This is a genomic window from Arthrobacter sp. NicSoilC5, from assembly GCF_019977395.1.
Taxonomy (GTDB): Bacteria; Actinomycetota; Actinomycetes; order Actinomycetales; family Micrococcaceae; genus Arthrobacter.
This window is the reverse complement of sequence record NZ_AP024660.1, coordinates 1,819,139-1,844,367: the sequence shown is the minus strand read 5'-3', so window position 1 is coordinate 1,844,367 and position 25,229 is coordinate 1,819,139. Positions and strand designations below refer to the sequence as shown.

Below are 25,229 nucleotides of genomic sequence, written 5' to 3'. Positions count from 1 at the left end.
TGTGAAGGTACTGATTGTCGGCGCCGGTCCGGCCGGATCCACCGCCGCGTACTACCTGGCCAAGGCCGGCCTCGACGTCACAGTCCTGGAAAAGACGCAGTTCCCGCGCGAGAAGGTCTGCGGTGACGGGCTGACACCACGTGCCGTCCGGGAGATCCAGAAGCTCGGCCTGCCGCACCCGGAGAACGATGGCTGGCGCCGGAACAAGGGCCTCCGCCTGATCGCCGGCGGCCGCACCATCGAGCTGCCCTGGCCCGAGGTGTCAGACTTTCCGCAGTACGGGCTGATCCGCACGCGCCTGGGCTTCGACGAGGAACTGGCGCGGCACGCGGAGGCCGCGGGGGCCACCATCCTCGAGCGGCACAGCGTCACCGAGGCCCTGCGGGACGACGCCGGCCGGGTCACGGGCGTCCGCGCAGCGCTCCTGGACGAGTCCGGACGCAAGACGGGGGAGACGCGCGAGTTCAGTGCCGACGTCGTCCTCGCTGCCGACGGCAACTCTACCCGCACCGCCGTGTCCCTCGGGATCCAGAAGCGGGACGACCGCCCGCTGGGCGTCGCCGTCCGCACCTACTTCACCTCCCCGCGCACCGACGACGACTGGATGGAAGGCTGGCTGGAACTCCCCGGCCGCGACGGCAAGCTGCTGCCCGGCTACGGCTGGGTGTTCGGCGTGGGCGACGGGACCTCCAACGTGGGCCTGGGCATCCTGAACTCCTCCAAGGAATTCGGCAAGCTCGATTACAAGCAGGTCCTCCGCGAATGGACCGCCGGGATGCCCGCCGACTGGGGCTTCACGCCGGAGAACCAGGTGGGCGAAATCCGCGGCGCCGCCCTCCCCATGGGCTTCAACCGCACCCCGCACTACTCGCCCGGCCTGCTCCTGCTGGGCGACGCCGGCGGCATGGTCTCGCCCTTCAACGGCGAGGGCATCTCCTACGCCATGGAGTCCGCGCGCTTCGCCGCCGAGTTCATCATCGACGCCTCCTCACGCACGGCTGCTTCAGGCGGAACGTACGACGCCGATGGGCACCTTGCGCGGTACGCGGACCATGTGCGGAACCAGTGGGGCTCGCACTTCACGCTTGGGCGGGCCTTCGCCGCGCTGATCGGGAAGCCTGCCGTCATGAAGCTCGCACTCCGCACGGGCATGCCCATCCCGGTGCTGATGCGGTTCGTGGTCCGGCTCCTTGCCAACCTCACAGATCCCGCCGCGAAGGGCTTCGAGGACCGGGTGATCCGCGTCCTGGAATCACTGGTTCCGGCCACATCCAATACCCCGTCAGCTCCGAACCAGCGGTATCCGCAACAAAAAGTTAGGGTTAACCCGTGACCAACTCCGCAGACCATAGCTGGACGCACGCCGGGCACGGCCTGCCGGACTCCGAACCCAGCCTCAACACCACCGCCATCGCCACGGGACTTCAGCTCCCTGCAGGCTTTGCGGCCATCGCGGGGGACGCCGAGCTGGGCCCGGCCATCACCAACAACCTGGCCAAGGTGGAGAAGAAGCTCCGCGAAGCCATCGCCAACTCGGATCCCCTCGCTGACGCGACGTCGCGCCACCTGGTGGAAGCCGGCGGCAAGCGGATCCGTCCGCTGCTGACCCTGCTCTGTGCCCACCTCGGTGACGCGTCCCTGCCCGCCGTGGTGCAGGCCGCCGTCGTGGTGGAACTGACGCACCTGGCAACCCTGTACCACGACGACGTCATGGACTCGGCTCCCTTCCGCCGCGGCGCCCCCACGGCGCACGAAGTGTGGGGCAACTCCGTCGCCGTCCTGACCGGGGATCTGATTTTTGCCCGGGCCTCCATCCTGGTGTCCGAGCTCGGAGGCCGCGCGCTGGGCATCCAGGCGCGCACCTTCGAACGGCTGTGCCTGGGCCAGCTGCACGAGACCGTGGGCCCGCGGCCGGACGAGGACCCGGTGGCGCACTACCTCTCCGTCATCGCGGACAAGACCGGCTCGCTGGTGGCCGCCTCCGGCCAGTTCGGTGCCATCTTCTCCGGCGCCGACGAGGCGTACGAGGACGTCCTGGTGGAGTACGGCGAAAAGGTGGGCGTAGCCTTCCAGCTCGCCGACGACGTCATCGATGTCACCGGAGTGAAGGTGAAGTCCGGCAAGTCCCCGGGAACGGACCTGCGCGAAGGGGTTCCCACGCTGCCGGTGCTGCTCCTGCGCAAGGCTGCCGTTGATGGCGACCAGTCCGCCGTCGACCTCCTGAAGCTGATTGACGGCGACCTGTCCTCCGACGAGGCGCTGGCTGCCGCCGTGGCCGGACTGCGCGAGCACCCTGTCACCGCCGAGTCCTGGGTGGTGGCACGGCAGTGGGCCAAGGAAGCCATTGATTCCCTCGCTCCGCTGCCGGAGGGCGTGGTTAAGGAGTCGCTGTCCAACTTCGCGCTGGCTGTGGTGGACCGCGCCAGCTGATTACTGTTCGTTAGGAGCCCGGGACCTCTGGTTGATCCAGCTGCGGAGGTGCCGGGCTTCTTCGTTGTGCCGATCCGGCCGGGGCAGCCGGGCTTAACGGGATAGCCCCGGTCCTCAACAACCGAAGCTGCTGTGAACCGGGGCTATCTCTCCGTTCGCATCAGACCCGCCGGAGGCGTTTAGCGGATCCGTGAATAGCTTATGACAGGTTTGTCATAAGACGCAAGTCCTCTGTAACTGTTTGTGTCAAAGAGTTTTGGGGAGCTCCGCCGGCTGTGGCTGCGTCCTCGCTCAATTGCGTGATTTATAGCTGGCCACGCAGCTCCGCATCCCTTCAGCACGGGGGACAGACCGCCTGCGCAGCCCAGAAATCACGCAATTGCGTCAACGACTCTGGGGGCGTTATCCACATGGACAGAATCCTCTGGTTCGTCGCGGGCTGCGCACGGACACGATGAGGGATGGACATCTGCAACTACCTGGCCAGGCACGGGGGAGCAGCCCGCTCTCTTGAACTGCAAAGGGCGGGCTTCACGCGGACCCGGGTGGGACAGGCTGTGGTGCTGGGCGTTGTGGTCAGAACCGGGCGCGGTGTCTACGCGCTGCCCGGCGACGGACGGGTGGCAGGGGCTCTGGCAGCCGGCGGGCGGCTCACGTGTTTGTCCGCCGCCCCCATCTACCGGCTGTGGACTCTCAACGGCCCAACAGGCTTGCACTTAAGCCGGAGCCACCCCACCCATACGTCCGGAGTCGTCGACCACGGCCGGCCCAATCATCCGCGGCATCCCTGGCTGCCCGTGCTGGGGCTCGCCGATGTGCTTGTTCATGCCGTGCACTGCCTGCCGGAGCTGGAGGCGCTGGTGATGGTGCAGTCGGCTGTGGGCGCCGGTGATATCTCGCTCGATTTCCTCTACGCGCGCTGCCAGGGACGCCGCAACGGGCGCGCCAGGGCGGTGCTGGACCTGGTGATTCCCCGCGCGGACTCCGTGCTGGAGGTACTCGCAAATGTCCATTTCGCGCGGGCCGGATTACGGGTTCGGCGGCATGTCTACATTGCCGGAGTTGGAGAGGTGGATTTCCTGGTCGAGGAGTGCCTGGTGGTGGAGACGGATGGCTCAACGCATTTCGAGCCGAAGTCCATCAAGCGGGACCAGCGGCGCAACAACCGGAGCATAGTTGGGGGCTACCTGGTGTTGCGCTACTACTATGAGGACGTTGTCCACCGGCCCCAGGCCATGGTCGCGGAGGTTCAGGCGGTGCTGCGGGTGTGGCGGAGGCCGACGAACAGCGGGCTTGGCGACCTGTTTGCGTGATTTATGGGCTGTTAACCGGCGAGTGCCCCTGCAAACGCAGGGGCACAGCTGAAGGTCCGGTCCATAAGTGACGCATTTACGTCAACGGCGGACGGGGAGGCTTACTCTTCCTCTTCGTCCTCGAACGCCCACTCGAACATGTCGAAGACGAACTCGGAGAAGGTGCCTTCCTCGGACTTCCACTGCCCGCGGGCATTGTTGCGGCGGTAGACGATGGGGTCCGGGACGCTGAGGTCGCCCACCCGGAAGCCCCAGGTGAACGCTTCCTCTTCGTCTTCGAGGAACATGAGGAAGCCTTCATCGTCGACCTCGAGCTCTTCGGGGTCCCAGAAGTAGTGGTAGGCCTCCATGAGGTCCTCGCAGCCGCCCAGTGCAAGGTAGAACTCGCGCAGGACCAGGGGAATCTCGAATTGGTGCTCTGCGAGGGCCTTGTCCAGCTCCTCGGGCGTCAGGCCATCCGCTTCCTGCCATTCGTCCTCGAGATACTTTGGAACAAGCGCGCGGAACTTCTCGAGGAACATGTCAGTCATGCTCATATCCTAGCTAATCGCGACGCTCCCAAAATGACATGGAAGCGAACGTCACAGCCCTGAATCGCTTGCCCTGCGCTGCCAGCCGCGGACGGCAAGCGGCGCCTGCCAGGAGCGGCGCCAGGCGAGGACGCGGAACGTGAAAACCAGGGCGGCAATGCCGGCCGCGGTCAGCACGTTGAACACGCCAAGAACCCACAGCACCGCCGTCAGCGAGGATCCCACGAAGGCCGGCAGTGCGTAGATGTCCTTGGGGTTGAACAGTTCGGGTACCTCGTTGGCCGTGATGTCCCGGAGCAGGCCGCCGCCCACCGCCGTCGTCACCCCCAGCAGCACCGATGCCACCGGGTTCAGGCCGGTGGCCAGCGCCTTGAGCGTGCCGGTCATGCAGAAGAGGGCCAGGCCGGCGGCGTCGAACAGGACCAGCAGCGACGTGTAGCGCTGGACGCTGGAGAACAGGAAGAACACCAGCACCGTGGCCAGCAGCGGCGGCGCCAGATACGCCGGGTTGGTGAACGCCGCCGGAACGATGACAAGGATGACATCGCGGATCACACCGCCGCCCAGGCCCACCAGGGAGGCCAGAAGCAGGGATCCCACAATGTCGATCTGCTTCCGCGCCGCCAGCAGCGAGCCCGATACCGCGAAGAAGAACACGCCCAGCAGGTCCAGCCAGACCGGGGAGTTGTCAAAGGCGAATGTCATGGGGCGTCCCGGTATTTCAAAGAGGGCGGACAGGGCGGCTCCAACGTTACGCTAGCCCCTATGAACAGCCCCATCATGATCGCCTGTGCCCATGGGACGTCCAACACACAGGGGGCCGCGGAGGTCAACGCCCTGCGCGCCGCCATCGCGGAACTGCGGCCGGGCCTTGATGTCCGGGAAGCCTATGTGGATGTCCAGCAGCCGGATCTGGTGGATGTGGTGGCCGGCCTGCCGGACGGGGAGGCTGCCGTGGTGGTGCCGCTTCTGCTGAGCGTTGGCTACCACGTGAAGGTTGACATCGCCCGGGCCGTGAAGAGCCGGCCGGGCAGTGCCGCCGCAGCGCCGCTTGGACCGGACCCGCGCCTCGCGGCCCTGCTGGACCAGCGGCTGCGGGAGGCCGGCACTACCGACAATGACGTCATTGTCCTGGCGGCGGCGGGTTCATCCAACCCAAACGCCGCAGTGAGCGTCGAGGAGCTGCTGGGCCAGCTGCGGGCATTGCGGTCCAACCGGATGGTGGCCGCCTACGGTGCCTCCGCCCAGCCGTCGGTGCCCGACGCCGTCGCCATGCTCCGCGAAGAGCTCGCCGGGGGTGCCGGGGCGGGGGAGTCCGCCGGAGCGGTCGACGTCGGAGGCCGGGTGGTGATTGCCTCGTATCTCCTGGCGCCGGGCTTCTTCCACGACCAGCTGGCGAAGGCGGGTGCCGACGTCGTGACCCAGCCCCTGCTGCCATCCCCGACACTCGCGGAGATCGCGCTCGACAGGTACGACGCCGCCGTAGCCGCCATGAACGAAACGCCCACGGAAGCACCCGTACCGGGCCCCGCCGAAGCCCCGGACAAGGCTCCCGCCGATGCACAGCAGGGTGGGTTCTTCAAGGCCCTTCAGCGTTTCGTGACGAAATATTTCCCTAGGTGACTTAGCGTTTCCGGGCCTTTGTGACGGTATTCGGCGCCGCCCTACAGTCGATGCATGACTGATACAGCTCTAGCCGGAGCGTCGGCGGACTCCGCTGCCCCCAAGCGCCCCGCCCGCCCGTCCCGCCCCGCTGCGAAGCCGCATGGCCAGTGGAAAGTGGACGGCAAGACGCCGCTGAATGCCAACGAAACCTGGAAGCAGGAAGACGACGGCCTAAACGTCCGCGAGCGTATCGAGACCATCTACGCCAAGGAAGGCTTCGACGCCATCCCCGGCCAGGACCTGCACGGCCGTTTCCGCTGGTGGGGCCTGTATACCCAGCGCAAGCAGGGGATCGACGGCGGCAAGACCGCCACCCTGGAGCCGCACGAGCTCGAAGACAAGTACTTCATGCTGCGCGTGCGCATTGACGGCGGTGCCCTCACCACCGAGCAGTTGCGCGTCATCGGCCAGATCTCCGTGGACTTCGCACGGGACTCAGCCGACCTGACCGACCGCCAGAACATCCAGCTGCACTGGATCCGGGTCGAAGACATCCCGGAGATCTGGAACCGCTTGGAGTCCGTGGGCTTGTCCACCACTGAAGCCTGCGGCGACGTGCCCCGCGTCATCCTGGGTTCGCCCGTGGCCGGCATCGCCAAGGACGAGATCATCGACCCCACCCCGCTCATCGCCGAGCTGGGGGAGCGGTTCATCGGCAACCCGCTGCTGTCCAACCTGCCCCGCAAGTACAAGACCGCGATCACCGGCCACCCCAGCCAGGACGTGGTCCATGAGATCAACGACTGCGCGTTCGTGGGCATTGAACACCCCGAGCTCGGCGCCGGCTACGACCTCTGGGTGGGCGGCGCGCTGTCCACCAACCCGATGCTCGGCAAGCGCCTGGGTGCGTTCGTGAAGCCGGACCAGGCCGCGGACGTGTGGCTGGGCGTGACCAGCATCTTCCGCGACTACGGCTACCGCCGCATGCGCACCAAGGCCCGCCTGAAGTTCCTGCTGGCCGACTGGGGTCCGGAGAAGTTCCGCCAGATCCTCGAGGACGAATACTTGGGCTACAAGCTGGCCGACGGCCCCGCCGCGCCCAAGCCCGCCACCCCCGGCGACCACGTGGGCGTGCACGAGCAGAAGGACGGCAAGTTCTTCATCGGCGCCACCCCGATCGCAGGCCGCCTTTCCGGTTCCGGCCTGGTCAAGCTCGCGGACACCCTGGAGGCCCGCGGCTCCTACCGGCTGCGCACCACCCCGCACCAGAAGATCGTGGTGCTGGACGTCGAGAAGGACCAGGTGGAGCCGCTCATCGCCGAACTGGACGGCCTGGGCCTGTCCGCCCGCCCGTCGGTCTTCCGACGCGGCACCATTGCCTGCACCGGCATCGAATACTGCAAGCTGGCCATCGTCGAGACCAAGTACACGGCCGCCACCGCCGTCGCCGAACTCGAGCGACGCCTGGCGGACCTCTCCGGCTCGGGCCAGCTGCCGCAGGCATTGTCGCTGCACATCAACGGCTGCCCCAACTCCTGCGCCCGCATCCAGACCGCGGACATCGGCCTCAAGGGCATGATGCTGCCAACGCCCGACGGCGACCCCTCCCCGGGTTTCCAGGTCCACCTGGGCGGCGGGCTGGCCAACAATGACCGCGAGGAAGCCGGGCTGGGACGCACCGTCCGCGGCCTGAAGGTTTACGTCAACGACCTGCCCGACTACGTGGAGCGCGTGGTCCGCCGGTTCGTGGCCGACCGCGCCGAAGGCCAGACCTTCGCCGAATGGGCCCACGCAGCAGATGAGGAGGCACTCCAGTAATGGCAAAGCATCTCGCACCCGCACCGGCCAAGCGGCCCCAGGAAGAGCTGAAGGCCCTGGCCGAGGCCGGCGCCGCCGAGCTCGGCTGGGACGCCCCCGCCCGCGACGTCATCGCCTGGGTGGAGCGCAACTTCGACCTGCCCGCCGTGGCGGTGGCCTGCTCCATGGCCGACGCCGTCCTGCCCGCCCTGGTCGCTGACCAGATGCCCGGCGTCGACGTCCTGTTCCTGGAGACCGGCTACCACTTCCCGGAAACCTACGCCACCCGTGACGAGGTAGCCGCGAACCTCCGCGTCAACGTGGTGGACGTCCTCCCGGAGACCACCGTGGAGCAGCAGGACCGGCTGCTGGGCAAGGACCTCTTCGCCCGTGACGCCGCCCAGTGCTGCGCCCTCCGCAAGGTGGCCCCGCTGCAGCGGACCCTCGCCGGCTACGAACTGTGGTTCACCGGCGTCCGCCGCGACGAAGCCCCCACCCGCACCAACACGCCGCTGGTCACTTGGGATGAGAAGAACGGCCTGGTCAAGGTCAACCCCATGGCAGCGTGGACGTTCGACCAGTTGGTCCAGTACTCGGACGACAACCTTTTGCCCGTCAACCCGCTGCTTTCCCAGGGGTACCCCTCCATTGGCTGCCAGCCCTGCACCCGCAAGGTGGCGCCCGGCGAAGACCCCCGCGCCGGCCGCTGGGCAGGATCCGACAAGACAGAATGCGGACTACACGTATGAGCACTTCACTTACCGAGGAGACCCAGGTGACCGACGCCGCCGTATCCACGCGCCTGTCCAGCCTGGACACCCTCGAATCCGAAGCGATCCACATCATCCGCGAGGTTGTTGCCGAATTCGAGAAGCCCGCGCTGCTGTTCTCCGGCGGCAAGGACTCCGTGGTGATGCTGCACTTGGCAACCAAGGCCTTCTGGCCGGGTAAGGTCCCCTTCCCCGTGCTGCACGTGGACACCGGCCACAACTTCCCCGAGGTCATCGACTTCCGTGACCGGACCGTGGAGCGGTTGGGCCTGAAGCTGGTGGTGGGCTCCGTGCAGGAGTTCATCGACCGCGGCGAACTCGCCGAGCGCGCCGACGGCACCCGCAACCCACTGCAGACCGTCCCGCTGCTGGACGCCATCCAGCAGAACAAGTTCGACGCCGTGTTCGGCGGCGGCCGCCGCGATGAAGACAAGGCCCGCGCCAAGGAGCGCATCCTGAGCCTCCGCGACGAGTTCGGCCAGTGGGACCCGCGCAACCAGCGCCCCGAGCTGTGGAACCTCTACAACGGCCGCCACACCGTGGGCCAGCATGTCCGTGCGTTCCCCATCAGCAACTGGACCGAGCTGGACATCTGGCGGTACATCGAGCGCGAGAACATCGAGCTGCCCGGCCTGTACTACGCCCACGAACGCGAAGTCTTCGCCCGTGACGGCATGTGGCGCGCAGTGGGCGAAGTGTCCCAGCCGCGCCCCGATGAGGAAGTCATCACCAAGACCGTCCGCTACCGCACCGTGGGGGACATGTCCTGCACCGGTGCCGTGGAGTCCAACGCCTTCACCGTGGCAGACGTCGTGGTCGAAGTTGCCGCCTCCACCCTGACCGAACGTGGCGCCACCCGCGCAGATGACCGCATCTCCGAGGCCGCCATGGAAGACCGCAAGAAGGACGGGTACTTCTAATGACCACCGAAGCAGTTCTCCCGGCGGACCTGGAAACAGCCCTGCCCACCACCCTCTTCCGCTTTGCCACGGCAGGATCGGTCGACGACGGCAAGTCCACGTTGGTGGGCCGCCTCCTCCACGATTCGAAGGCCATCCTGGCTGACCAGCTCGACGCCGTGGCCCGCACCTCCGCGGACCGCGGGTTCGGCGGGGACAAGGGCGGCATCGACCTGGCCCTGCTGACCGACGGTCTCCGCGCCGAGCGCGAACAGGGCATCACCATCGACGTGGCCTACCGCTACTTCGCCACCGACCAGCGCAGCTTCATCCTGGCCGACTGCCCCGGGCACGTGCAGTACACCAAGAACACGGTGACGGGCGCGTCCACTGCGGATGCCGTCGTCGTCCTCATTGACGCCCGCAAGGGTGTGCTGGAGCAGACCCGCCGCCACCTGTCCGTGCTGCAGCTGCTGCGCGTGGCGCACGTGATCGTGGCCGTGAACAAGATCGACCTGGTGGACTTCAGCGAGTCCGTGTTTCGCGACATCGAAGCCGACGTGCAGCAGGTGGGCCGCGAACTGGGCCTGGGCTCGGACGGCATCAGCGACCTGCTGGTCATCCCGGTGTCCGCGCTCGATGGCGACAATGTGGTGGACCGCTCGGAGCGCACCCCCTGGTACACCGGGCCGGCCCTGCTCGAGGTCCTCGAAACCCTCCCGGCCGCCGATGAGCTGGAAAGCCACCTGGAAAGCTTCCGCTTCCCCGTGCAGCTGGTCATCCGGCCGCAGGGTGCCCTGGCTCCGGATGCCGTGGCCGCCGGCCTGGACGTGGAAGCGTACCGCGACTACCGCGCGTACGCCGGCCAGATCACCGAAGGTTCGGTGAAGGTGGGGGACCAGGTGTCCGTGCTGACGCCGGGCCAGTCGCCGCGGACCACCGCCGTGGTGGGTATCGACTTCGCCGGCTCCTCCCTGCAGGAAGCCGCCGCCCCGCAGTCCGTGGCCATCCGCCTGGCGGACGAGTTCGACGTCGCCCGCGGTGACACGATCGCCGCCGCCGGAACGGTCCGCGAAGCCTCCGCCGACCTCTACGCCGCCCTGTGCTGGCTGTCCCCGAAGCCGCTCCGCGAGGGCCAGAAGGTCCTGGTCAAGCACGGCACCCGCACCGTCCAGGCGATGGTCCGCAGCGTCTCCGGCAAGCTGGACCTGGCTACCTTCAAGCTTGAGGGTGCCTCCAGCCTGGAGCTCAACGACATCGGGCACGCGCAGCTCCGCCTGGCCGCCCCGCTGCCGCTGGAGAACTACCTGCACCACCGCCGCACGGGCGCGTTCCTGGTGATCGACCCGCTCGATGGCAACACCCTCGCCGCGGGGCTGGTCAAGGACCACCCGGGCGACCACGAGGACGAGCGTTACAGCATCTAGTTCCGCCCAGATCGCTGAAACCCTGCGGGGCCGCCGTATTTTTACGGCGGCCCCGCGGTGTTTCCGGCGATTTCGAGGGCCTGCGGTAATCCGCACAATAACCCGCAGAGGTTCCCCCCGAACCTTTCGTGGCCGCGGGTGGCATGGGAAGATCAGGGATCGCTTCGCCGGTGCCGCGATTCCAGGTTCCGGCCTGTTCGTTGAGGGGGACACGATGCCTGCCATCCACCGGTGGAACACCAAAGCCGCCATCCGCTTCGCACGCGACGCCCGCGAGTGGGGAATTCGCCCGCGCCGAGCGCTGATCATCGCTTTGCTGCCGTTGGGCATCGCCCTCGCAACCGCGGCCACCGTCCTGCACCCGCCACTGTTCATCTGGCTCCTTGATGAGGACTCCCTGGTCGAGTGGCTCCAGTTCTTCTCACTGGTGGCTGCAGGCATCTTCCTGCCCCTCCTGGCCTTCCGCCTCTCCAGAACCGGGCACAAGATCATGGCATTGCTTTACGGCGTGGTCGCCGCCGGCGTCTGGTTCCTGGCCGGGGAGGAGATCTCCTGGGGACAACGCATCTTCGGCTGGCAGACACCGGAAGAAATGGAAGCGATCAACCGCCAAGGCGAGACCACCGTGCACAACATCGGCGGGGTGCAGGAACTGGTACCCGCAGCCATGCTGCTGGCAAGCCTTTACGGCGCGTGTGCTCCCTTGGTGTGGAACACCGTCCGCGGCCGCTGGAAGCACCTGGAGTCTGCACACCTGCTGGTTCCGCCGCTGTGCGTGGTGCCGGCCTTCGGGCTGGCGGCGGCCTACCGCCTCTTCCGCCTGCTGGTGTGGCCCTCACCTGACTACGGCATCTCCGAGTATGGCGAAGTGATGGAACTTTCCCTGTACCTTGGGCTCGCGCTGTTCTGCTGGTTCAACCTGCGCCGCCTGGTGGTTGCCCGGGCCGCCGCCCGCGCGCCGCGGCACCGCCTCACCGCCCCCGCCTAGGTTCCCTATCGGGGTTCGCACGCGCGTGGCCGGCGCCGGCTGTCACCTTCAAGGATTGCCTTGAGTTTCTGCAGGTCCTTCCGGGTCTCCCGGCGGATCATTGGTTCCATAACCAGGCCGGCCAGGCGGGAGAAACCCGAGGGGCTCCCGCTGTTGCCGAGCGTCATGCGCGTCCCGCCGTCGTCGTCCGTCCATGTGTAGGTGGTCTGCATGGGGAAGGGGCCCTGGGCGGTGCGCATCACCAATCTCTGGCCGGGGACGTACTCCACGAACTCGTAGGTGTAGTTGAGCTCCCGGCCCAGGAACTTCGCAGTGAACGCCACCTTCGAGCCGGGGCCGAGGGGACGGCTGTCCAGCCGCTGCGATTTGTGGATGTTGACGTACCACCGGGGCGCATTTTCCGGGTTCGCCGCAAAGCCCGCGACTTCCTCACGCGGCCTGTCGATGTGGATATCCGTCTGGACACTGACCATTGCTGCATCTCCATTCGAAGCGCGGGTTTAGCCTAGGACTTACCCTAGTCCTGGTCACCGCGGCGGGAGGCGGACATGGAAACCATCAGCCCGAAGCTTCTCAACTGGGCGTCCATCCTGGATGACAAGACCCGCGCGCAAGCCGTGATGACGGCGGCCCTGCCGTTCATCTACCCCCACCTGGCGCTGATGCCCGACGCGCACCTGGGCAAGGGAGCCACCGTGGGCTCCGTCATCCCCACCCTGCGTGCCATCATCCCGGCGGCCGTGGGCGTGGACATCGGCTGCGGCATGATCGCGGTGCGCACCCAGTACTCCGTGAAGGACCTGCCGAAGGACAGGAAGCGTCTGCGCGAGGACATCGAGCGGGCCATCCCGCTCTCGGCCGGGCACAACAACAGGCAGGTGCTGCCCACAGCTGAGCCCCGGATTGCGGAGCTGACGCGGCGGGCCGCCAACGCCGGGTTCAACCCGGCCCAGTATGTTCCCAAGTGGGAGCTGCAGCTGGGGTCCCTGGGCTCCGGGAACCACTTCATCGAAATCTCCGCGGATGAGGACGACGGCGTGTGGCTCTTCCTGCATTCGGGCTCGCGCGGGATCGGCAACAGGATCGCCCAGCACCACATCGGAGTGGCCCGGCAGGTGAGCCGGAAGAACCAGATATACCTGCCCGACCCGGACCTCGCGTACCTGGACGAGGGCACGCCCCAGTTCGAGCGGTACATCGCCGAGCTTCGGTGGGCCCAGCACTTCGCACTGCTGAACCGGGAGGAAATGATGGACCGGGTGGCTGCCCAGTTCAGCCGCTGGGTGGGCGGGCCGGTCCGGGAACGCGAACGGATCAACTGCCACCACAACTTCACGCAGCAGGAAACGCACTACGGCAAGCCCGTCTGGGTCTCCCGCAAGGGTGCCATCAAAGCCGCGCACGGCGATCCCGGACTCATCCCCGGATCCATGGGAACGGCGTCGTATGTCGTCGAAGGCCGTGGCAACCCGGCGTCATTGAACTCCTCCCCGCACGGGGCCGGACGCGAATACTCCCGGAACGCAGCCCGGAAGGCCTTCACCCTGGAGGAACTGAAGCGTGCCATGAAGGGCATTGAGTTCCGGGCGTCGGAGGCCTTCATCGACGAGATCCCGGCTGCGTACAAGCCGATCGACCAGGTCATGCAGGACGCCGCGGACCTGGTGACGGTGCGGCACAAGCTGCGGCAGTTGGTCAACGTCAAAGGCAACTGATTATGCGAAACCGGGCAGCAGTGCGGCGGAATATGACGCTGGATGAACGTGCGTGACCCTCCGTTTCCGCTTCGTTGAACGGGTCTGGGCCACTCCCTATGGTGAAACAATGACTAGTTCCAAGCCCGGGATGACCCGCATCGTGGCAGGCGAAAGCGCGGTCCCAACGCGCAGGCGCGCCGTCGAGGCTGCCCTGGCCATAGGGCTGGTCCTGCTGATCGCGGTCGGGGCCATCGTTGCCTCCAACATCTCACGCAACACCGGGGCGCAGGCCGCCGAGCCCACTCCGGCCGCAGAGCTGAAACTGGGCTACTTCGGCAACGTCACGCACGCACCCGCCCTGGTCGGGGTCAAAAAAGGGTTCCTCGCGGAGGCCTTGGGCGGCACCAAGCTCAGCACAGAGACCTTCAACGCGGGACCGGCAGCCATCGAAGCCCTGAACGCCGGCGCCATCGACGCGGCCTACATCGGCCCGAACCCGGCCATCAATTCCTTCGCCAAGAGCCAGGGCCAGTCCGTGCGCGTGCTCGCCGGAGCCGCGGCGGGCGGCGCCCAGCTGGTGGTCAGGCCCGGCATCACCTCCGCGGCGGATCTGCGGGGCAAGACCCTGGCAACGCCGCAGCTGGGCGGGACCCAGGACGTCGCCCTGCGCGCCTGGCTCTCCTCCCAGGGGTACAAGACCGGGGTGGATGGCAGCGGTGACGTGGCCATCAACCCCACAGACAACGCCCAGACCCTCAAGCTGTTCCAGGACGGAAAGCTCGACGGCGCGTGGCTGCCTGAGCCCTGGGCGTCACGCCTGGTGCTCCAGGCCGGAGCCAAGGTCCTCGTGGACGAAAAGGACCTGTGGGACGGCTCAGCCACCGGCAAACCTGGGGAGTTCCCCACCACCATCCTGATCGTGAACCAGAAATTCGCCGCCGACCACCCGGACACCGTCAAGGCGCTGCTGGCCGGGCACGCCAAGTCGGTGGCATGGCTCAACTCGGCACCCGCCGACGAGAAGGCGGCACTGGTCAACGAGGCCCTGCAGGAATCCGCCGGGGCCGCTCTTCCGGCCGACGTGCTGAACCGTTCCCTCGCCAACATCACCTTCACCCTCGACCCGCTGGCCGGCAGCTACCCCAAACTGCTGCAGGACGGGGTGGACGCCGGAACCACCAAGAAGGCCAACATCAACGGCCTCTTCGACCTCACCGCGCTCAACCAGGTCACCGCCGCCGGCAAAATCTCCGCAGCCGGCCTCGGCCAGGACTGACCCCCACCACTACCTAAGGACGCCACCATGCCAGTCGTACTGGAACACCTGGGCAAGCGCTTCGGCGACGGCGCCCCGGTACTGGACGACGTCAACGCCAACATCAAGCAGGGCGAGTTCGTCGCCCTCCTTGGTGCCTCCGGCTGCGGCAAATCCACCCTCCTGAACATCATCGCGGGACTGGAAGCACCGACGTCGGGCGCCCTGGAAGTGCCCAGCGACGGCGCCGCCTTCATGTTCCAGGACGCCGCACTGTTCCCCTGGCTGACTGCCAGGGAGAACATCGAGCTGGCCCTGAAACTGCGTGGCCTGGGCAAGGCCGAACGCCGCACCAAGGCCCAGGAACTCCTCGAACTAGTGCACCTGGGATCCGCGGGGGACAAGCGACCGCACGAACTGTCCGGCGGCATGCGGCAGCGCGTGTCCCTGGCCCGCTCCCTGGCCCAGGACCGGCAGCTGCTGCTCATGGATGAGCCGTTCGCCGCGCTGGATGCCATCACCCGCGACCTGCTTCACGATGAGCTGGAACGCATCTGGAAAGAAACCGGGCGGACCATCGTCTTCGTCACCCACAACGTCCGGGAGGCCGTCCGGCTGGGCCAGCGCGTCCTGCTGCTCTCCTCCCGCCCCGGCCGCGTGGTCCAGGAATGGGACGTCACCGAGGAACACCGAACCGACGCCGGGCTCGCCGGCCAGCTGACCGGGGTCATCACCGCCCGGCTGCGTGAGGAGATTCGCCGCCATGCCAAGTAACCCGACACCGCTCGCCGAGGTAACCGAGACCCGCGAGCACGTGCATGCCGCTTTGACCCGGACTTCGAGTGGCCACGAGGACCTGCGGGAGCTCGAATCCGGCCTGGACTCGCTGCAGTCCGACGCCGACCGCAAGCACCGCGTCGACTGGAGCCGCATCCTCCTGCCGGTGGCCGCGCTGGTGGTCCTGGTGCTCATTTGGCAGTTTTACGTCTCGCTCGGCGTGAAGCGGCGCGACCTGGTCCCGGGGCCGCTGGATGTGGTGGCGCAAATGGGTGTCCTGTGGGGCGACGGCAAGTTCCAGGAGGCGATCTGGACCTCGCTGCAGCGCGGTGTGGTGGGTTTCCTGATTTCGGTGGCCATTGCCACTCCCGTCGGTTTGCTGCTGGCCCAGGTTGCCCCGCTTCGACGCGCTTTCGGCCCGCTGATCTCCGGCCTGCAGGTGCTGCCGTCCGTGGCGTGGGTTCCCGCGGCCATTATCTGGTTCGGACTCACCGACGCCACCGTGTATTTCGTGGTGTTCATGGGCGCGATCCCGTCCATCATCAACGGCCTCATCTCCGGCGTGGACCAGATCCCGCCGCAGTACCGGCGCGTGGGGACCGTGCTGGGTGCGTCCCGGCTGCAGATGGCGCTGCAGGTCATCCTTCCCGCTGCCCTGCCCGGCTACCTCAGCGGCCTCAAGCAGGGGTGGGCCTTCTCCTGGCGCTCCCTCATGGCGGCGGAGATCATCGCTGTGGGCGGCACCATCGGCTTCGGCCTGGGATCCCTGCTGGACCAGGGCCGCGACCTGTCCGACATGACCATCGTGATGGCTGCCATCCTGCTGATCCTCGGCGTCGGTATCCTCATCGAGCTGCTGGTCTTCGGGCCCATCGAGAAGCGCCTCCTGCGGCGCCGGGGCCTCCTGGCCGGCAGCACCCGCTGACCCAGCCCCTCCCCAACGCACCTTTAGGGCCCGACGGCGACCTCCCGCCGTCGGGCTCTGCTGTTCCCTGACGCATCTGCGTCACTTTTGGCCCCGCCACAAGAAGTCCACCCTGTAACTGCGCGGCCGCCAGTCTCTGCCGGCGCCAAAAGATACGCATTCTGGTGCCATCGTTGCGAAGTGTGAGTGACTGCTCAGTTGCCCCACGACGGGGGTGCCCCACATCGCTCCATGGCAGACTGGCGCCATGACCGTCAGCTTCGAGTGCCGCACCAAGTCGCCGCTGCCCGCGGAGCAGCTCTTCGACCGGGCCCGCAGCATCGACCTGCATCTGGACTCCCAGCAGAAAGCACGGGAGCGGGCGATCGGCGGCGTCACCAGGGGCCTGATCGGAGAAGGCCAGGAGGTGACCTGGCGGGCAAAACACTTCGGCGTTCCACTCACCATGACCAGCCGGATCACCTCCCTGGACTTCCCCCGCAGCTTCACCGACGAACAGGTCAAGGGGCCGTTCACGTCATTCCGGCACGTCCACGAGTTCTCACCAACCGCCACGGGCAGCATCATGATGGACAGAGTTGAGTTCAGCGCCCCGCTGGGAGTCCTGGGCCGCGCCGTCGAGCGCCTCTTCCTGGCCGGGTACCTGGAGCGGCTGATCCGGGACCGCGGCACCTTCCTCGCCGGCAGCGCGGCAGATTCTTTGTGACGCAGCGTTACCTTACGTGAACTGGTGTTGCTGACCCTTTGTGGGCCAATGTGACGCCGCCCTACCGTTGATTCATGGCAATTCAGGACATATACCCCACGGCGCTGCGGCTGCTCGGCCGCCCCGTGCTGGTGGTGGGCGGCGGCCCCGTTGCGGCCCGCCGCGCCAAGGGACTGCTCGACGCCGGTGCCCTGGTCACCGTCGTGGCCCCCGTTGCCTCTCCCGCGCTGCAGGAGATGGCCGACGCCGGCCTGCTCACCTGGGAAACGCGGCCTTACCTTTCCAGCGACATCGACGGCGTCTGGTTCGTCCAGACCGCAACGGGCGCCCCGGAGGTGGACGCCCAGGTATCTGCCGACGCCGAGGCGCAGCGGGTGTGGTGCGTCAACGCCTCCAACCATGAAGCGTCCGCCGCCTGGACCCCCGCGGTCGCTGAGGTGGACGACGTCAAGATTGCCATCAACGCCGGGGGAGACCCGCGCCGTGCCATGGCCGTCCGCGACGCCGTCGCCACCGCCCTCGAAACCGGCGATCTTCCGCTGCGCCGCCGCCGTGCCCACCAGGGAAGCGTTGCCCTCGTTGGTGGCGGCCCCGGCGATACCGGCCTCATCACCGTCCGCGGCCGCCGCCTCCTGGGCCAGGCCGACGTCGTGGTCGCTGACCGCCTGGGACCCCGCGAACTGCTGAACGAACTCGCGCCGGATGTCCGCGTCATCGAAGTGGGCAAGACACCGGGCCACCACCCGGTGCCGCAGGCGGACATCAACCGCATCCTGGTGGAGGAAGCCCTCAAGGGCCACCGCGTGGTCCGGCTCAAGGGCGGCGACCCGTACGTCCTGGGACGCGGCGGCGAGGAAGCCGAATACTGCCGCCAGCACGGAGTCGAGGTTGAGGTGGTCTCCGGCGTTACGTCCGCCATCTCCGTCCCGGCAGCCGCAGGCATTCCCGTCACCCACCGCGGCCTGGCCAAGGGCTTCAGCGTGGTCACCGGCCACGAAGAACTCTCCGAGGTTCCTGCCCGCGCAGACCACACCATCATCCTGCTCATGGGCGTAGGCCAGCTCCGCGAATCCGCGTCCGCGCTGGGCGAAGCCGGGCTGCCCGCAGGCACCCCTGTTGGTATCGTGGAAAACGGCTATTTGCCGGACCAGCGCGTCACCATCGGCACGCTCGGTTCCATCGCCGACCAGGCCCAGGCGGCCGGCGTCGCAAATCCTGCCGTGATTGTCATCGGTGACGTGGTGCGCGTGAGCCCGTTCGCGCCGTCGCACTTCAAAACCGCTGACTACAGCACCACCACCCCGAACAGCCCCCGCAAGACCGTCCTCACCACCTGAAACCCATCGATTGCTCCGTACTTGTCGTTATGAACGTTGAAAACGACAAGTACTCAGCAATCGATGCAGAAGAAAAGGAACACAGCCGTGTCATCCAGCACTACCGTAGGATCTGCTGCGCGTCCCCTGCGCGTCGCCGTCGTGGGCTCCGGCCCGGCCGGCGTCTACGCCGCTGACATCCTCACCAAGAGCGAAGCCGTCAAGAGCGGCGAGCTGACCGTCAGCATCGACCTTTTTGACCGCTACCCGGCACCCTACGGCCTGATCCGCTACGGCGTGGCCCCGGACCACCCACGCATCAAGGGCATCGTCAACGCCCTGCACAAGGTGCTGGACCGCGGCGACATCCGCTTCTTCGGCAACGTGGACTACGGCACGGACCTCACCATCGAGGACCTCCGCAAGCACTACGACGCCGTCATCTTCGCCACCGGCGCCATCAAGGACGCGGACCTGAACATCCCCGGCGTCGAGCTGGAGGGCTCCTTCGGCGGCGCGGACTTCGTCTCCTGGTACGACGGCCACCCGGACGTGCCGCGCGAATGGCCGCTGGAGGCCAAGGAAATCGCCGTCATCGGCAACGGCAACGTGGCCCTGGACGTGGCCCGCGTCCTGTCCAAGCACGCCGATGACCTGCTGGTCACCGAAATCCCGGACAACGTCTACGCCGGCCTGAAGGCCTCGCCCGTCACCGACGTGCACGTCTTCGGCCGCCGCGGCCCCGCCCAGGTCAAGTTCACCCCGCTGGAGCTGCGCGAGCTGTCCCACTCCAAGGACGTGGACATCATCCTGTACCCGGAGGACTTCGAGTTCGACGAGGAATCTGACCGCCAGATCCAGACGAACAACCAGACCAAGACCATGGTGGGCACGCTCACCAACTGGATCGCCGAGCAGCCCGAGGACGTCTCCGAGCTCAAGGCCTCCCGCCGCCTGCACCTGCACTTCCTGCACAGCCCGGTGGAGATCTACGACGACGCCGAGACCCCCGGCAAGGTGGCGGGCATCAAGTTCGAGCGCACCGAGCTGGACGGCACCGGCAACGCCCGGGGCACCGGCGAGTACGTGGACTACCCGGTGCAGGCCGTGTACCGCGCCATCGGCTACTTCGGGTCCGCCCTGCCTGACGTGGAGTTCGACCACAAGAAGGGCGTGGTCACCAACGACGGCGGCCGCGTCCTGGATGCGTCCGGCCAACATGTGCCGGGCCTCTACGCCACGGGCTGGATCAAGCGCGGACCGGTGGGCCTGATCGGCCACACCAAGGGCGACGCCCTGGAGACCGTCACCTACCTCCTCGAAGACCGCGAAAACCTGCCGGTGGCTTCGGTGCCGCAGGAGGACGCCGTCACCGAACTCCTGGACGCCCGCGGCGTGAAGTTCACCAGCTGGGAAGGCTGGCTGGCGCTGGACGCCCACGAGTTGGCCCTCGGCGCAGCGGCCACCGAAGCCGGCGGCTCGCACGGCGTGGAGGTCAAGCGTGAGCGCATCAAGGTGGTGCCGCGCGAGGACATGGTGGACATCTCCCGCGACGGCGTCTCCGCGCAGGTCTAGGAGAACGCCCGGCTCCAGGAGCTGAAAGCGGGAACCGCGGGACGCAATCGTCCCGCGGTTCCGGCGTTTAACAACCCTTTAACCCTGATGCGCTATTTCCCGGCGCCCCCGATGGCCATGAGCTCAAGGCGGCGCAGGGTTTCCCGGTTCCGGGCGGAAATCAAGGGATCGCGCAGGAACTTGGGCATCATCTTGCCGGGCCCGCGGATGGCGTCCTCCGCGATGGTCACCAGGCACTGGTTGCCGCGGTCCTCCAGTGTCATCTCCACCTTGGCCTCGCCCATGGGCCAGCCGCGCGCCACCAGCTCCAGCGAGCGGCCGGGCTCGACGGCGGTCACGCGGCTGCTGTCGTCGATCACCAGGGGCCAGGCTCCCACCGAGTGGTGGAGTTGGGCACCCACCCTTGGCCATTCGGCGTCCACGTCCCTGATCCTGGACGCGCCCACTACCCAGCCGGAGTACAGCCAGCCGTCGGCGATGACCCGCCACACGTCGGCCGAGGGGGTTTTGAATAGCTGCGAGACGGTGGACATGGGGTTCCTTCCGGTTGCGGTGGTGCTTTTCCCGCGCGGCGCGGGGGACTCAGGCGGACGTCCGACGGCGGGAGGTGCGGGCCGCCGTGCGGCCCGGTAGGACGGCTTCCGCAGCCGCCGGGTCCAGCTGTAGGCCTGCGCCCCGGGCGGCTGGTGCTCCAGGGGATCGAAACGCAGCGGGATGTCGGTGGGACTGGCACCGGCGTGCAGCCGCACTTCGCCGCATTCCCGCCAGCGTCCGCCCGGTGTGGCCCAGTGCAGTCCCAGCACCCATGCCCCGGACGCCAGCGGACCGGGCGGGAGGCTCCGCGTCCGCAGTCCCAGCAGCACCGGGCCCCTGCTTCCGCGGTAGGGCATCAGCGTGGTCATGGCGGCACCTGCAACATCCAGCCGCGGCACCAGCAGGAACCGGCCCGGCAACCCCCAGCCGGTGGAGGCAAACAGCACGTCCGCGGGTCCGCCGGCGCCGGGCGGGGAAACCCGCAGGGCCAGGCCAAGGACGTCCGGCAGCGCCTGCGGCAGCCCTACTGACCGGGAGAAGCGGGCCACCACCTGGTCCGTCCCGGGCGCGTCCAGCCAGTCAATGCCGCTGGGGCCGGACGGGTTGCCGGTCCTGGTCAACGTTCCGTGCAGGCCCAGCCCCTGCGGATGGATAGGCCGGTCCGGCCGGGCGAGTTTCAGGAGCCGGAAGAGGCCGGCGAAGGCCTGGCCGGCACTGGAGGCGACGGCGGAACTAGCGCGCAGCTGCTGGGTCATACTTTCTCCCTACCCACAAACTCCGGAACTACATGCGGCCAAAGCGGGCCCGGATCAGCGCGAAGATCCCGTAGGCGATGAACCCTGCACCGATGGCTACGAGCAGGGTGGGCCCGAACGGGTGGCCCTGCAGGGCCTTGAGGCTGCCGTCCAGCCCGGTGGATTCGTCCGGCCGGTGCCGGGCGGCGGCGATGATGAACAGCAGCCCGGTGAGGTCCAGCGCAACACCTTTGGCCACATGGCCGGTGACGCCCAGGCTGTCGATGAGCCTGCCGCGGCGGGTGCCCTCGAAGTGGAACAGCTCTTCCTTGAATCCGCGCCGGAGTCCTTTGACCACGAAGTAGATGCCGATGCCGAGGATGGTCAGGCCGAGCGCGACGAGGACCCACGGTCCCACGGGGTTGGCCATCAGGCTGGCGCTGAAGTCCCGGGTATTGTCGCCCGAGTCGCTGCGCTGCCCCAACGCGAAGCCCGCGAAAGTCAGCCCCACGCTGCCGTACGCGATGGCCAGGAATCCCGAGGACACCAGCTTGGCCAGCCGTTCCTTGCGGGTAAGGCTCCTGGCCCGCAGCGTCGCTTCGCTGGCCTGCCACAGTGCAAGGCCCAGGCAAGCGGCCACGCATCCCCACATGACGAGGGGACCCCACGGGTTGTCCGCCAGCCGGGCGATGGCGCCGGTGGCCTCGGCATCACCGGGGTGGCCGAACGCGATGGCGATGGCGATGGCCCCCACGATGATGTGGAGCAGTGCCATGACGGCGAATCCGGAACGGGCCAGGACGTCCAGCGCTTTGGCATTGGACGCCTCCTCGACAGCGTCCGCTGCCTGGCTGAGGGTGGATTCGCCGTCGGACATCTCTTAGCCGTTCATGGGGCCTTCGGCCCGCAGCTTCTCTGCGCCGGGTCCCTCCACGTGCACGGTGCAGCGGACCACCAGCTGGCCGGGGGCGTTGTCCAGTTCCACCAGGGAATCGTCCGCGCTGAGGACGGTGAACACCTCCGAGCCGGCTACAACGCCAACGCCCTTGGCCTTTGCCGTTTCCCGCGCGTTCCCCAGCGCCTCGCGCTGGAGTCCGTCCACATAGCCGCCGTCACTTCCACGGGCGGGGTCCCCGAAGGCCCAGCCGAACAATGTCCCTGTGTTTCCCATGGCGACGATATTACGCGGTTGCCCCTCTCCGGGACGGGGTTTCGTAATATTAGTAAGTGTGCTTACCATAGGCGGACCATACCTCGAAGGAATACGGCAGGTGAAGTCCGCGGCACAGCGGCAACCCGGAACCAGTCCACAACGTTAGGAATGCACATCATGGCAGGAAATCTCATTGCCCGTTCAGTTCACGACCTGACGGCAGCAGCATGGTTCGGTGGATCCCTGATGGGTGCCATCGGGCTCAACGGGGCAGCGGCCCAGGCCAAGGACCCCGCAGAGCGCACCCGGCTTTCCAGTGCCGGCTGGATGAAGTGGGCGCCGTTCCAGACCGCGGCCTTCGCCTCCCACCTGGTGGCGGACCTGGCCATTGCCTGGGAGAACAAGGGCCGTATTGCCAAGCAGGAGGGCGTGGCCCGCGACACCGTCATCAAGACGGCCGTGACCGTGGTGGGCGCTGCGGTGACCCTGTACTCGGGCATCCTGGGCAAGAAGGTGGAGAAGCTGGCCGGTGAGGGTGCCGAGGGCGCCACCGAGCCGCACGCTGCAGCCTCGGATGAGCTGAAGTCGGCCCAGCAGCAGCTCAAGGCACTGCAGTGGGCCATCCCCGGCTTCGCTGCCCTGGTGATCATCCTCGGCGCCAAGCACGGCGAGATGCAGCGCCCCAAGAACGTCCTTTCGGGCCTGCGCCGCGACTAACGCGACCAGCCAGACTTAGAGCGGACGACGACGGCCCGGCACCACAGTGCCGGGCCGCCGGCATGCCTAAGGGCTGAACAGGGCGGGGCCAACAGGGCGGCGTTACTCCGCCAGCCACTCCGCACATGAGTTCAGGTTCCGGTTCACGCTGGCCACGGCAGCGTCTTCGTCCCGCTGGGCGATGGCGTCGAGCAGTGTTTCGTGGCCGTCGCGGGGGAGTCCGTCGAACCCCGGCCGGCGCTGCTGCGTGAGCAGGTCCTGGTGGAACACGGTTCCGAAGCTGGCGTACAGCTCGTGCAGCAGCGGGTTGCCGGACGCCCGGGCGATGCCCTCGTGGAAGCTCCAGTCCGCATCCGCCCAAGCTTCGAAGTCGCCGTTGTTCCAGGCCTGGTCCCGGGTGGCGAGGAGGGCGCCCAGGGCGGCGACGTCGTCGTCCGTTGCGTTGCGCGCGGCCAGCCGGGCAGCCTGGGTGTCCAGGCCCAGCCGGACCTCCAGGATGTGCTGCTCGGTGTGGTCCTGGTACATGCGGCGCGCGGCGCCGGACATTTCGCTCGTGGCGCGCACGTAGGTGCCGTCCCCCCGCCGCACCTCCAGCATTCCGCCGTGGGCAAGGGCCTTGACCGCTTCGCGGAGGGTGCCGCGGGAAACCCCCAGCCTGGCCATGAGCTCAGGTTCGGACGGGATGCGCTGGTTCAGCGGCCACTCGCCGGAGTGGACCATGCCCCGCAGCTTGGCGGTGACCTCGGCGGCGAGCGGCGGGCGGACGGAAGGGCTCAGGGACATGGGGCTACTTCCTCTCCGCGGGCTTGCCGGACATCGCAGGGCCGGTGATCATGTGCGACACCACGATCTGGACCAGGGCCAGTGCCAGCAGCAGCCCCAGCGGCAGGGACCAGCCTCCGGTGGCGCTGTGCAGCAGGCCCATGCCGAACGGGCCCGCGGTGGCCAGCAGGTAGCCGGAGGACTGGGCCAGGGTGGACAGTGCGGTGGTCTCGGCGGTGCTGGTGCCGCTGCGGCTGATCATCACCATCACCAGCGGGAAGATGCCCAGGCCGAAGCCCAGCAGGACGGCGGGGACGGCCGCCAGGGCGACGGGGAGGACCAGCAGCGCCGCAATTCCCACGGCCATGGTGATACTCACCAGGTAGAACGCCGGACGCAGCATCCGGGGCCTGGCGCCGATGGCAATCAGCACCATGCCCGCGGGGACGGAGACCAGCTGCATGAGGCCGAACATCAGTCCGCTGTCCGAGGCGCTCATGCCCATGGTGGTGAGCATGTAGGGGAACCAGCTCAACAGGGCGTAAGCCAGCAGGGCCTGCAGGGTGAAGATCGCGGTGAGGAGTTGCCCCTTGCGGGTCCGCAGCAGCGGCCAGGGCGACACATGCCCGGCCGTGGTCCGCACCGTATGGCGGTGGGCGTGCAGGGCCACCGGCAGGAAGCCCAGGAAGGCGGCCACGGCCGCGATGCCCACGGCGCCGACGGCGGCGGACGGGGAACCGAGCGCGTGTGCCAGCGGGACCACCGCGACCGAGGTCAGGGTGCCGCCGGTGGTCATGGTCACGGTGTAGACGGCGGTCATGAGCGACGTCCGGGACGCGAAGTGCTCCCGGATGAAGGACGGCATGGCCACGTTGCAGATGGCCAGTCCGGACATACCCACCACGCTCCCGGCCACCAGCATGCCCGTGGCGGGGACGCCGCGCAGCAGCAGCCCGCCGGCCAGCAGCGCCAGGGACAGGAGGATGGCCTTCTCCACGCCAAGCCTGCCGGTGAGCCAGGACGTGGCGGCCCCGGCAAGGGCGAAGCAGAGGGTGGGGATGGAGGGGATGATTGCCGCCACCAGCACCCCGTAGCCCAGCACCGCCTGCAGATCGTGCAGCAGCGCGGACGCCCCGGTGATGCCCGCGCGCAGGTTCAGCCCGATCAGCACCAGCGCAATGACGCCGAAGACGACGGCGGAGCGCGGCTTTGCCGGAGTGGTGGCGCCGCCGGCCGGGGTGCCGGGAGCCGCAGCGGGCGCCTGGGTGGCTGTGGGAACGGAAGCGGGGGGAGTGGCGGGCATACGAACCAGCCTAAAG

25 protein-coding genes are annotated in these 25,229 nt (G+C 67.8%); 17 read left to right on the top strand and 8 right to left on the bottom strand.

Annotation, left to right across the window (positions count from 1 at the left end; all coding sequences use genetic code 11):
- Position 1: 1 nt before the first annotated feature.
- From LDO22_RS08630 to LDO22_RS08620, 3 genes are all read left to right on the top strand, one after another.
- Complete coding sequence (locus LDO22_RS08630; RefSeq protein ID WP_224026759.1) at positions 2-1,333, top strand: geranylgeranyl reductase family protein; 1,332 nt, start codon at positions 2-4, stop codon at positions 1,331-1,333.
- Positions 1,330-2,430 (top strand): polyprenyl synthetase family protein, encoded by a 1,101-nt coding sequence (locus LDO22_RS08625; protein WP_224026758.1) that lies wholly within the window; start codon positions 1,330-1,332, stop codon positions 2,428-2,430. The genes LDO22_RS08630 and LDO22_RS08625 overlap by 4 nt, the downstream gene beginning before the upstream one ends.
- 461 nt (positions 2,431-2,891) lie before the next feature.
- Positions 2,892-3,743, top strand: a complete 852-nt coding sequence (locus tag LDO22_RS08620) for a DUF559 domain-containing protein (RefSeq protein WP_224026757.1) — start codon at positions 2,892-2,894, stop codon at positions 3,741-3,743.
- A 101-nt stretch (positions 3,744-3,844) separates the two neighbouring features.
- Here the strand turns inward: LDO22_RS08620 and LDO22_RS08615 are convergent, their stop codons facing one another.
- Both LDO22_RS08615 and LDO22_RS08610 read right to left on the bottom strand, forming a co-directional pair.
- Entirely contained in the window at positions 3,845-4,273 is a 429-nt protein-coding gene (locus LDO22_RS08615; RefSeq protein ID WP_159631150.1) for a hypothetical protein, read from the bottom strand.
- 51 nt (positions 4,274-4,324) lie between these two features.
- On the bottom strand, positions 4,325-4,978 hold the full coding sequence (locus LDO22_RS08610; RefSeq protein WP_224026756.1) for a trimeric intracellular cation channel family protein: 654 nt from the start codon (positions 4,976-4,978) through the stop codon (positions 4,325-4,327).
- 60 nt (positions 4,979-5,038) lie between these two features.
- Between LDO22_RS08610 and LDO22_RS08605 the strand changes: the two genes are divergently transcribed.
- The 6 genes from LDO22_RS08605 (at position 5,039) to LDO22_RS08580 (ending at position 11,759) form a co-directional block, all read left to right on the top strand.
- The gene (locus LDO22_RS08605; protein WP_224026755.1) at positions 5,039-5,896 is read left to right on the top strand and encodes a CbiX/SirB N-terminal domain-containing protein; all 858 of its coding nucleotides are present in this window, start codon (positions 5,039-5,041) and stop codon (positions 5,894-5,896) included.
- Between the two features lie 54 nt (positions 5,897-5,950).
- Entirely contained in the window at positions 5,951-7,696 is a 1,746-nt protein-coding gene (locus LDO22_RS08600; protein ID WP_224026754.1) for a nitrite/sulfite reductase, read from the top strand.
- Entirely contained in the window at positions 7,696-8,424 is a 729-nt protein-coding gene (locus LDO22_RS08595) for a phosphoadenylyl-sulfate reductase (protein WP_224026753.1), read from the top strand. The genes LDO22_RS08600 and LDO22_RS08595 overlap by 1 nt, the downstream gene beginning before the upstream one ends.
- Positions 8,421-9,365 carry a sulfate adenylyltransferase subunit CysD gene (gene cysD / locus LDO22_RS08590; RefSeq protein WP_224026752.1) on the top strand — a complete coding sequence of 315 codons (945 nt, stop codon included), beginning with the start codon at positions 8,421-8,423 and terminating at the stop codon, positions 9,363-9,365. The genes LDO22_RS08595 and cysD overlap by 4 nt, the downstream gene beginning before the upstream one ends.
- Entirely contained in the window at positions 9,365-10,771 is a 1,407-nt protein-coding gene (locus LDO22_RS08585) for a GTP-binding protein (RefSeq protein WP_159631160.1), read from the top strand. Before cysD ends, LDO22_RS08585 begins: the two co-directional genes overlap by 1 nt.
- 214 nt (positions 10,772-10,985) lie before the next feature.
- Positions 10,986-11,759 (top strand): hypothetical protein, encoded by a 774-nt coding sequence (locus LDO22_RS08580; RefSeq protein ID WP_224026751.1) that lies wholly within the window; start codon positions 10,986-10,988, stop codon positions 11,757-11,759.
- 5 nt (positions 11,760-11,764) lie between these two features.
- Here the strand turns inward: LDO22_RS08580 and LDO22_RS08575 are convergent, their stop codons facing one another.
- Positions 11,765-12,232, bottom strand: a complete 468-nt coding sequence (locus LDO22_RS08575; RefSeq protein WP_224026750.1) for an SRPBCC family protein — start codon at positions 12,230-12,232, stop codon at positions 11,765-11,767.
- Between the two features lie 75 nt (positions 12,233-12,307).
- Here LDO22_RS08575 and LDO22_RS08570 point away from each other — a divergent pair, with 75 nt between their 5' ends.
- The 7 genes from LDO22_RS08570 (at position 12,308) to LDO22_RS08540 (ending at position 20,010) form a co-directional block, all read left to right on the top strand.
- The gene (locus LDO22_RS08570; RefSeq protein ID WP_224026749.1) at positions 12,308-13,474 is read left to right on the top strand and encodes an RtcB family protein; all 1,167 of its coding nucleotides are present in this window, start codon (positions 12,308-12,310) and stop codon (positions 13,472-13,474) included.
- A 130-nt stretch (positions 13,475-13,604) separates the two neighbouring features.
- Positions 13,605-14,732, top strand: coding sequence for an ABC transporter substrate-binding protein (locus LDO22_RS08565; protein WP_224027200.1), 1,128 nt, complete (start codon positions 13,605-13,607; stop codon positions 14,730-14,732).
- Between the two features lie 27 nt (positions 14,733-14,759).
- Positions 14,760-15,485: an ABC transporter ATP-binding protein gene (locus LDO22_RS08560; protein WP_224026748.1), complete on the top strand. Its 726-nt coding sequence runs from the start codon at positions 14,760-14,762 to the stop codon at positions 15,483-15,485.
- Positions 15,475-16,413, top strand: coding sequence for an ABC transporter permease (locus LDO22_RS08555; RefSeq protein ID WP_224026747.1), 939 nt, complete (start codon positions 15,475-15,477; stop codon positions 16,411-16,413). Before LDO22_RS08560 ends, LDO22_RS08555 begins: the two co-directional genes overlap by 11 nt.
- 247 nt (positions 16,414-16,660) lie before the next feature.
- A complete protein-coding gene (locus LDO22_RS08550) occupies positions 16,661-17,119 on the top strand; it encodes an SRPBCC family protein (RefSeq protein ID WP_224026746.1) in 459 nt (152 codons plus the stop codon).
- 74 nt (positions 17,120-17,193) lie between these two features.
- Complete coding sequence (cobA, locus tag LDO22_RS08545; protein ID WP_224026745.1) at positions 17,194-18,456, top strand: uroporphyrinogen-III C-methyltransferase; 1,263 nt, start codon at positions 17,194-17,196, stop codon at positions 18,454-18,456.
- Positions 18,457-18,543: 87 nt separating this feature from the next.
- Positions 18,544-20,010 (top strand): FAD-dependent oxidoreductase, encoded by a 1,467-nt coding sequence (locus LDO22_RS08540; RefSeq protein WP_224026744.1) that lies wholly within the window; start codon positions 18,544-18,546, stop codon positions 20,008-20,010.
- Positions 20,011-20,102: 92 nt separating this feature from the next.
- On the opposite strand, the gene LDO22_RS08535 is transcribed toward LDO22_RS08540, so the two are convergent.
- From LDO22_RS08535 to LDO22_RS08525, 3 genes are read right to left on the bottom strand one after another with little or no spacing between them, the layout of a single operon-like run.
- Entirely contained in the window at positions 20,103-21,299 is a 1,197-nt protein-coding gene (locus tag LDO22_RS08535; protein WP_224026743.1) for an SRPBCC family protein, read from the bottom strand.
- Positions 21,300-21,327: 28 nt separating this feature from the next.
- Complete coding sequence (locus LDO22_RS08530) at positions 21,328-22,155, bottom strand: DUF1206 domain-containing protein (protein ID WP_224026742.1); 828 nt, start codon at positions 22,153-22,155, stop codon at positions 21,328-21,330.
- Positions 22,156-22,158: 3 nt separating this feature from the next.
- Positions 22,159-22,449: a hypothetical protein gene (locus tag LDO22_RS08525; RefSeq protein WP_159631180.1), complete on the bottom strand. Its 291-nt coding sequence runs from the start codon at positions 22,447-22,449 to the stop codon at positions 22,159-22,161.
- A gap of 159 nt (positions 22,450-22,608) precedes the next feature.
- Between LDO22_RS08525 and LDO22_RS08520 the strand changes: the two genes are divergently transcribed.
- The gene (locus LDO22_RS08520; protein WP_159631182.1) at positions 22,609-23,148 is read left to right on the top strand and encodes a hypothetical protein; all 540 of its coding nucleotides are present in this window, start codon (positions 22,609-22,611) and stop codon (positions 23,146-23,148) included.
- 102 nt (positions 23,149-23,250) lie between these two features.
- Here the strand turns inward: LDO22_RS08520 and LDO22_RS08515 are convergent, their stop codons facing one another.
- Both LDO22_RS08515 and LDO22_RS08510 read right to left on the bottom strand, forming a co-directional pair.
- Positions 23,251-23,931, bottom strand: coding sequence for a FadR/GntR family transcriptional regulator (locus LDO22_RS08515; RefSeq protein WP_224026741.1), 681 nt, complete (start codon positions 23,929-23,931; stop codon positions 23,251-23,253).
- 4 nt (positions 23,932-23,935) lie between these two features.
- Positions 23,936-25,213 (bottom strand): MFS transporter, encoded by a 1,278-nt coding sequence (locus LDO22_RS08510; protein WP_224026740.1) that lies wholly within the window; start codon positions 25,211-25,213, stop codon positions 23,936-23,938.
- Between the last annotated feature and the right edge of the window lie 16 nt (positions 25,214-25,229).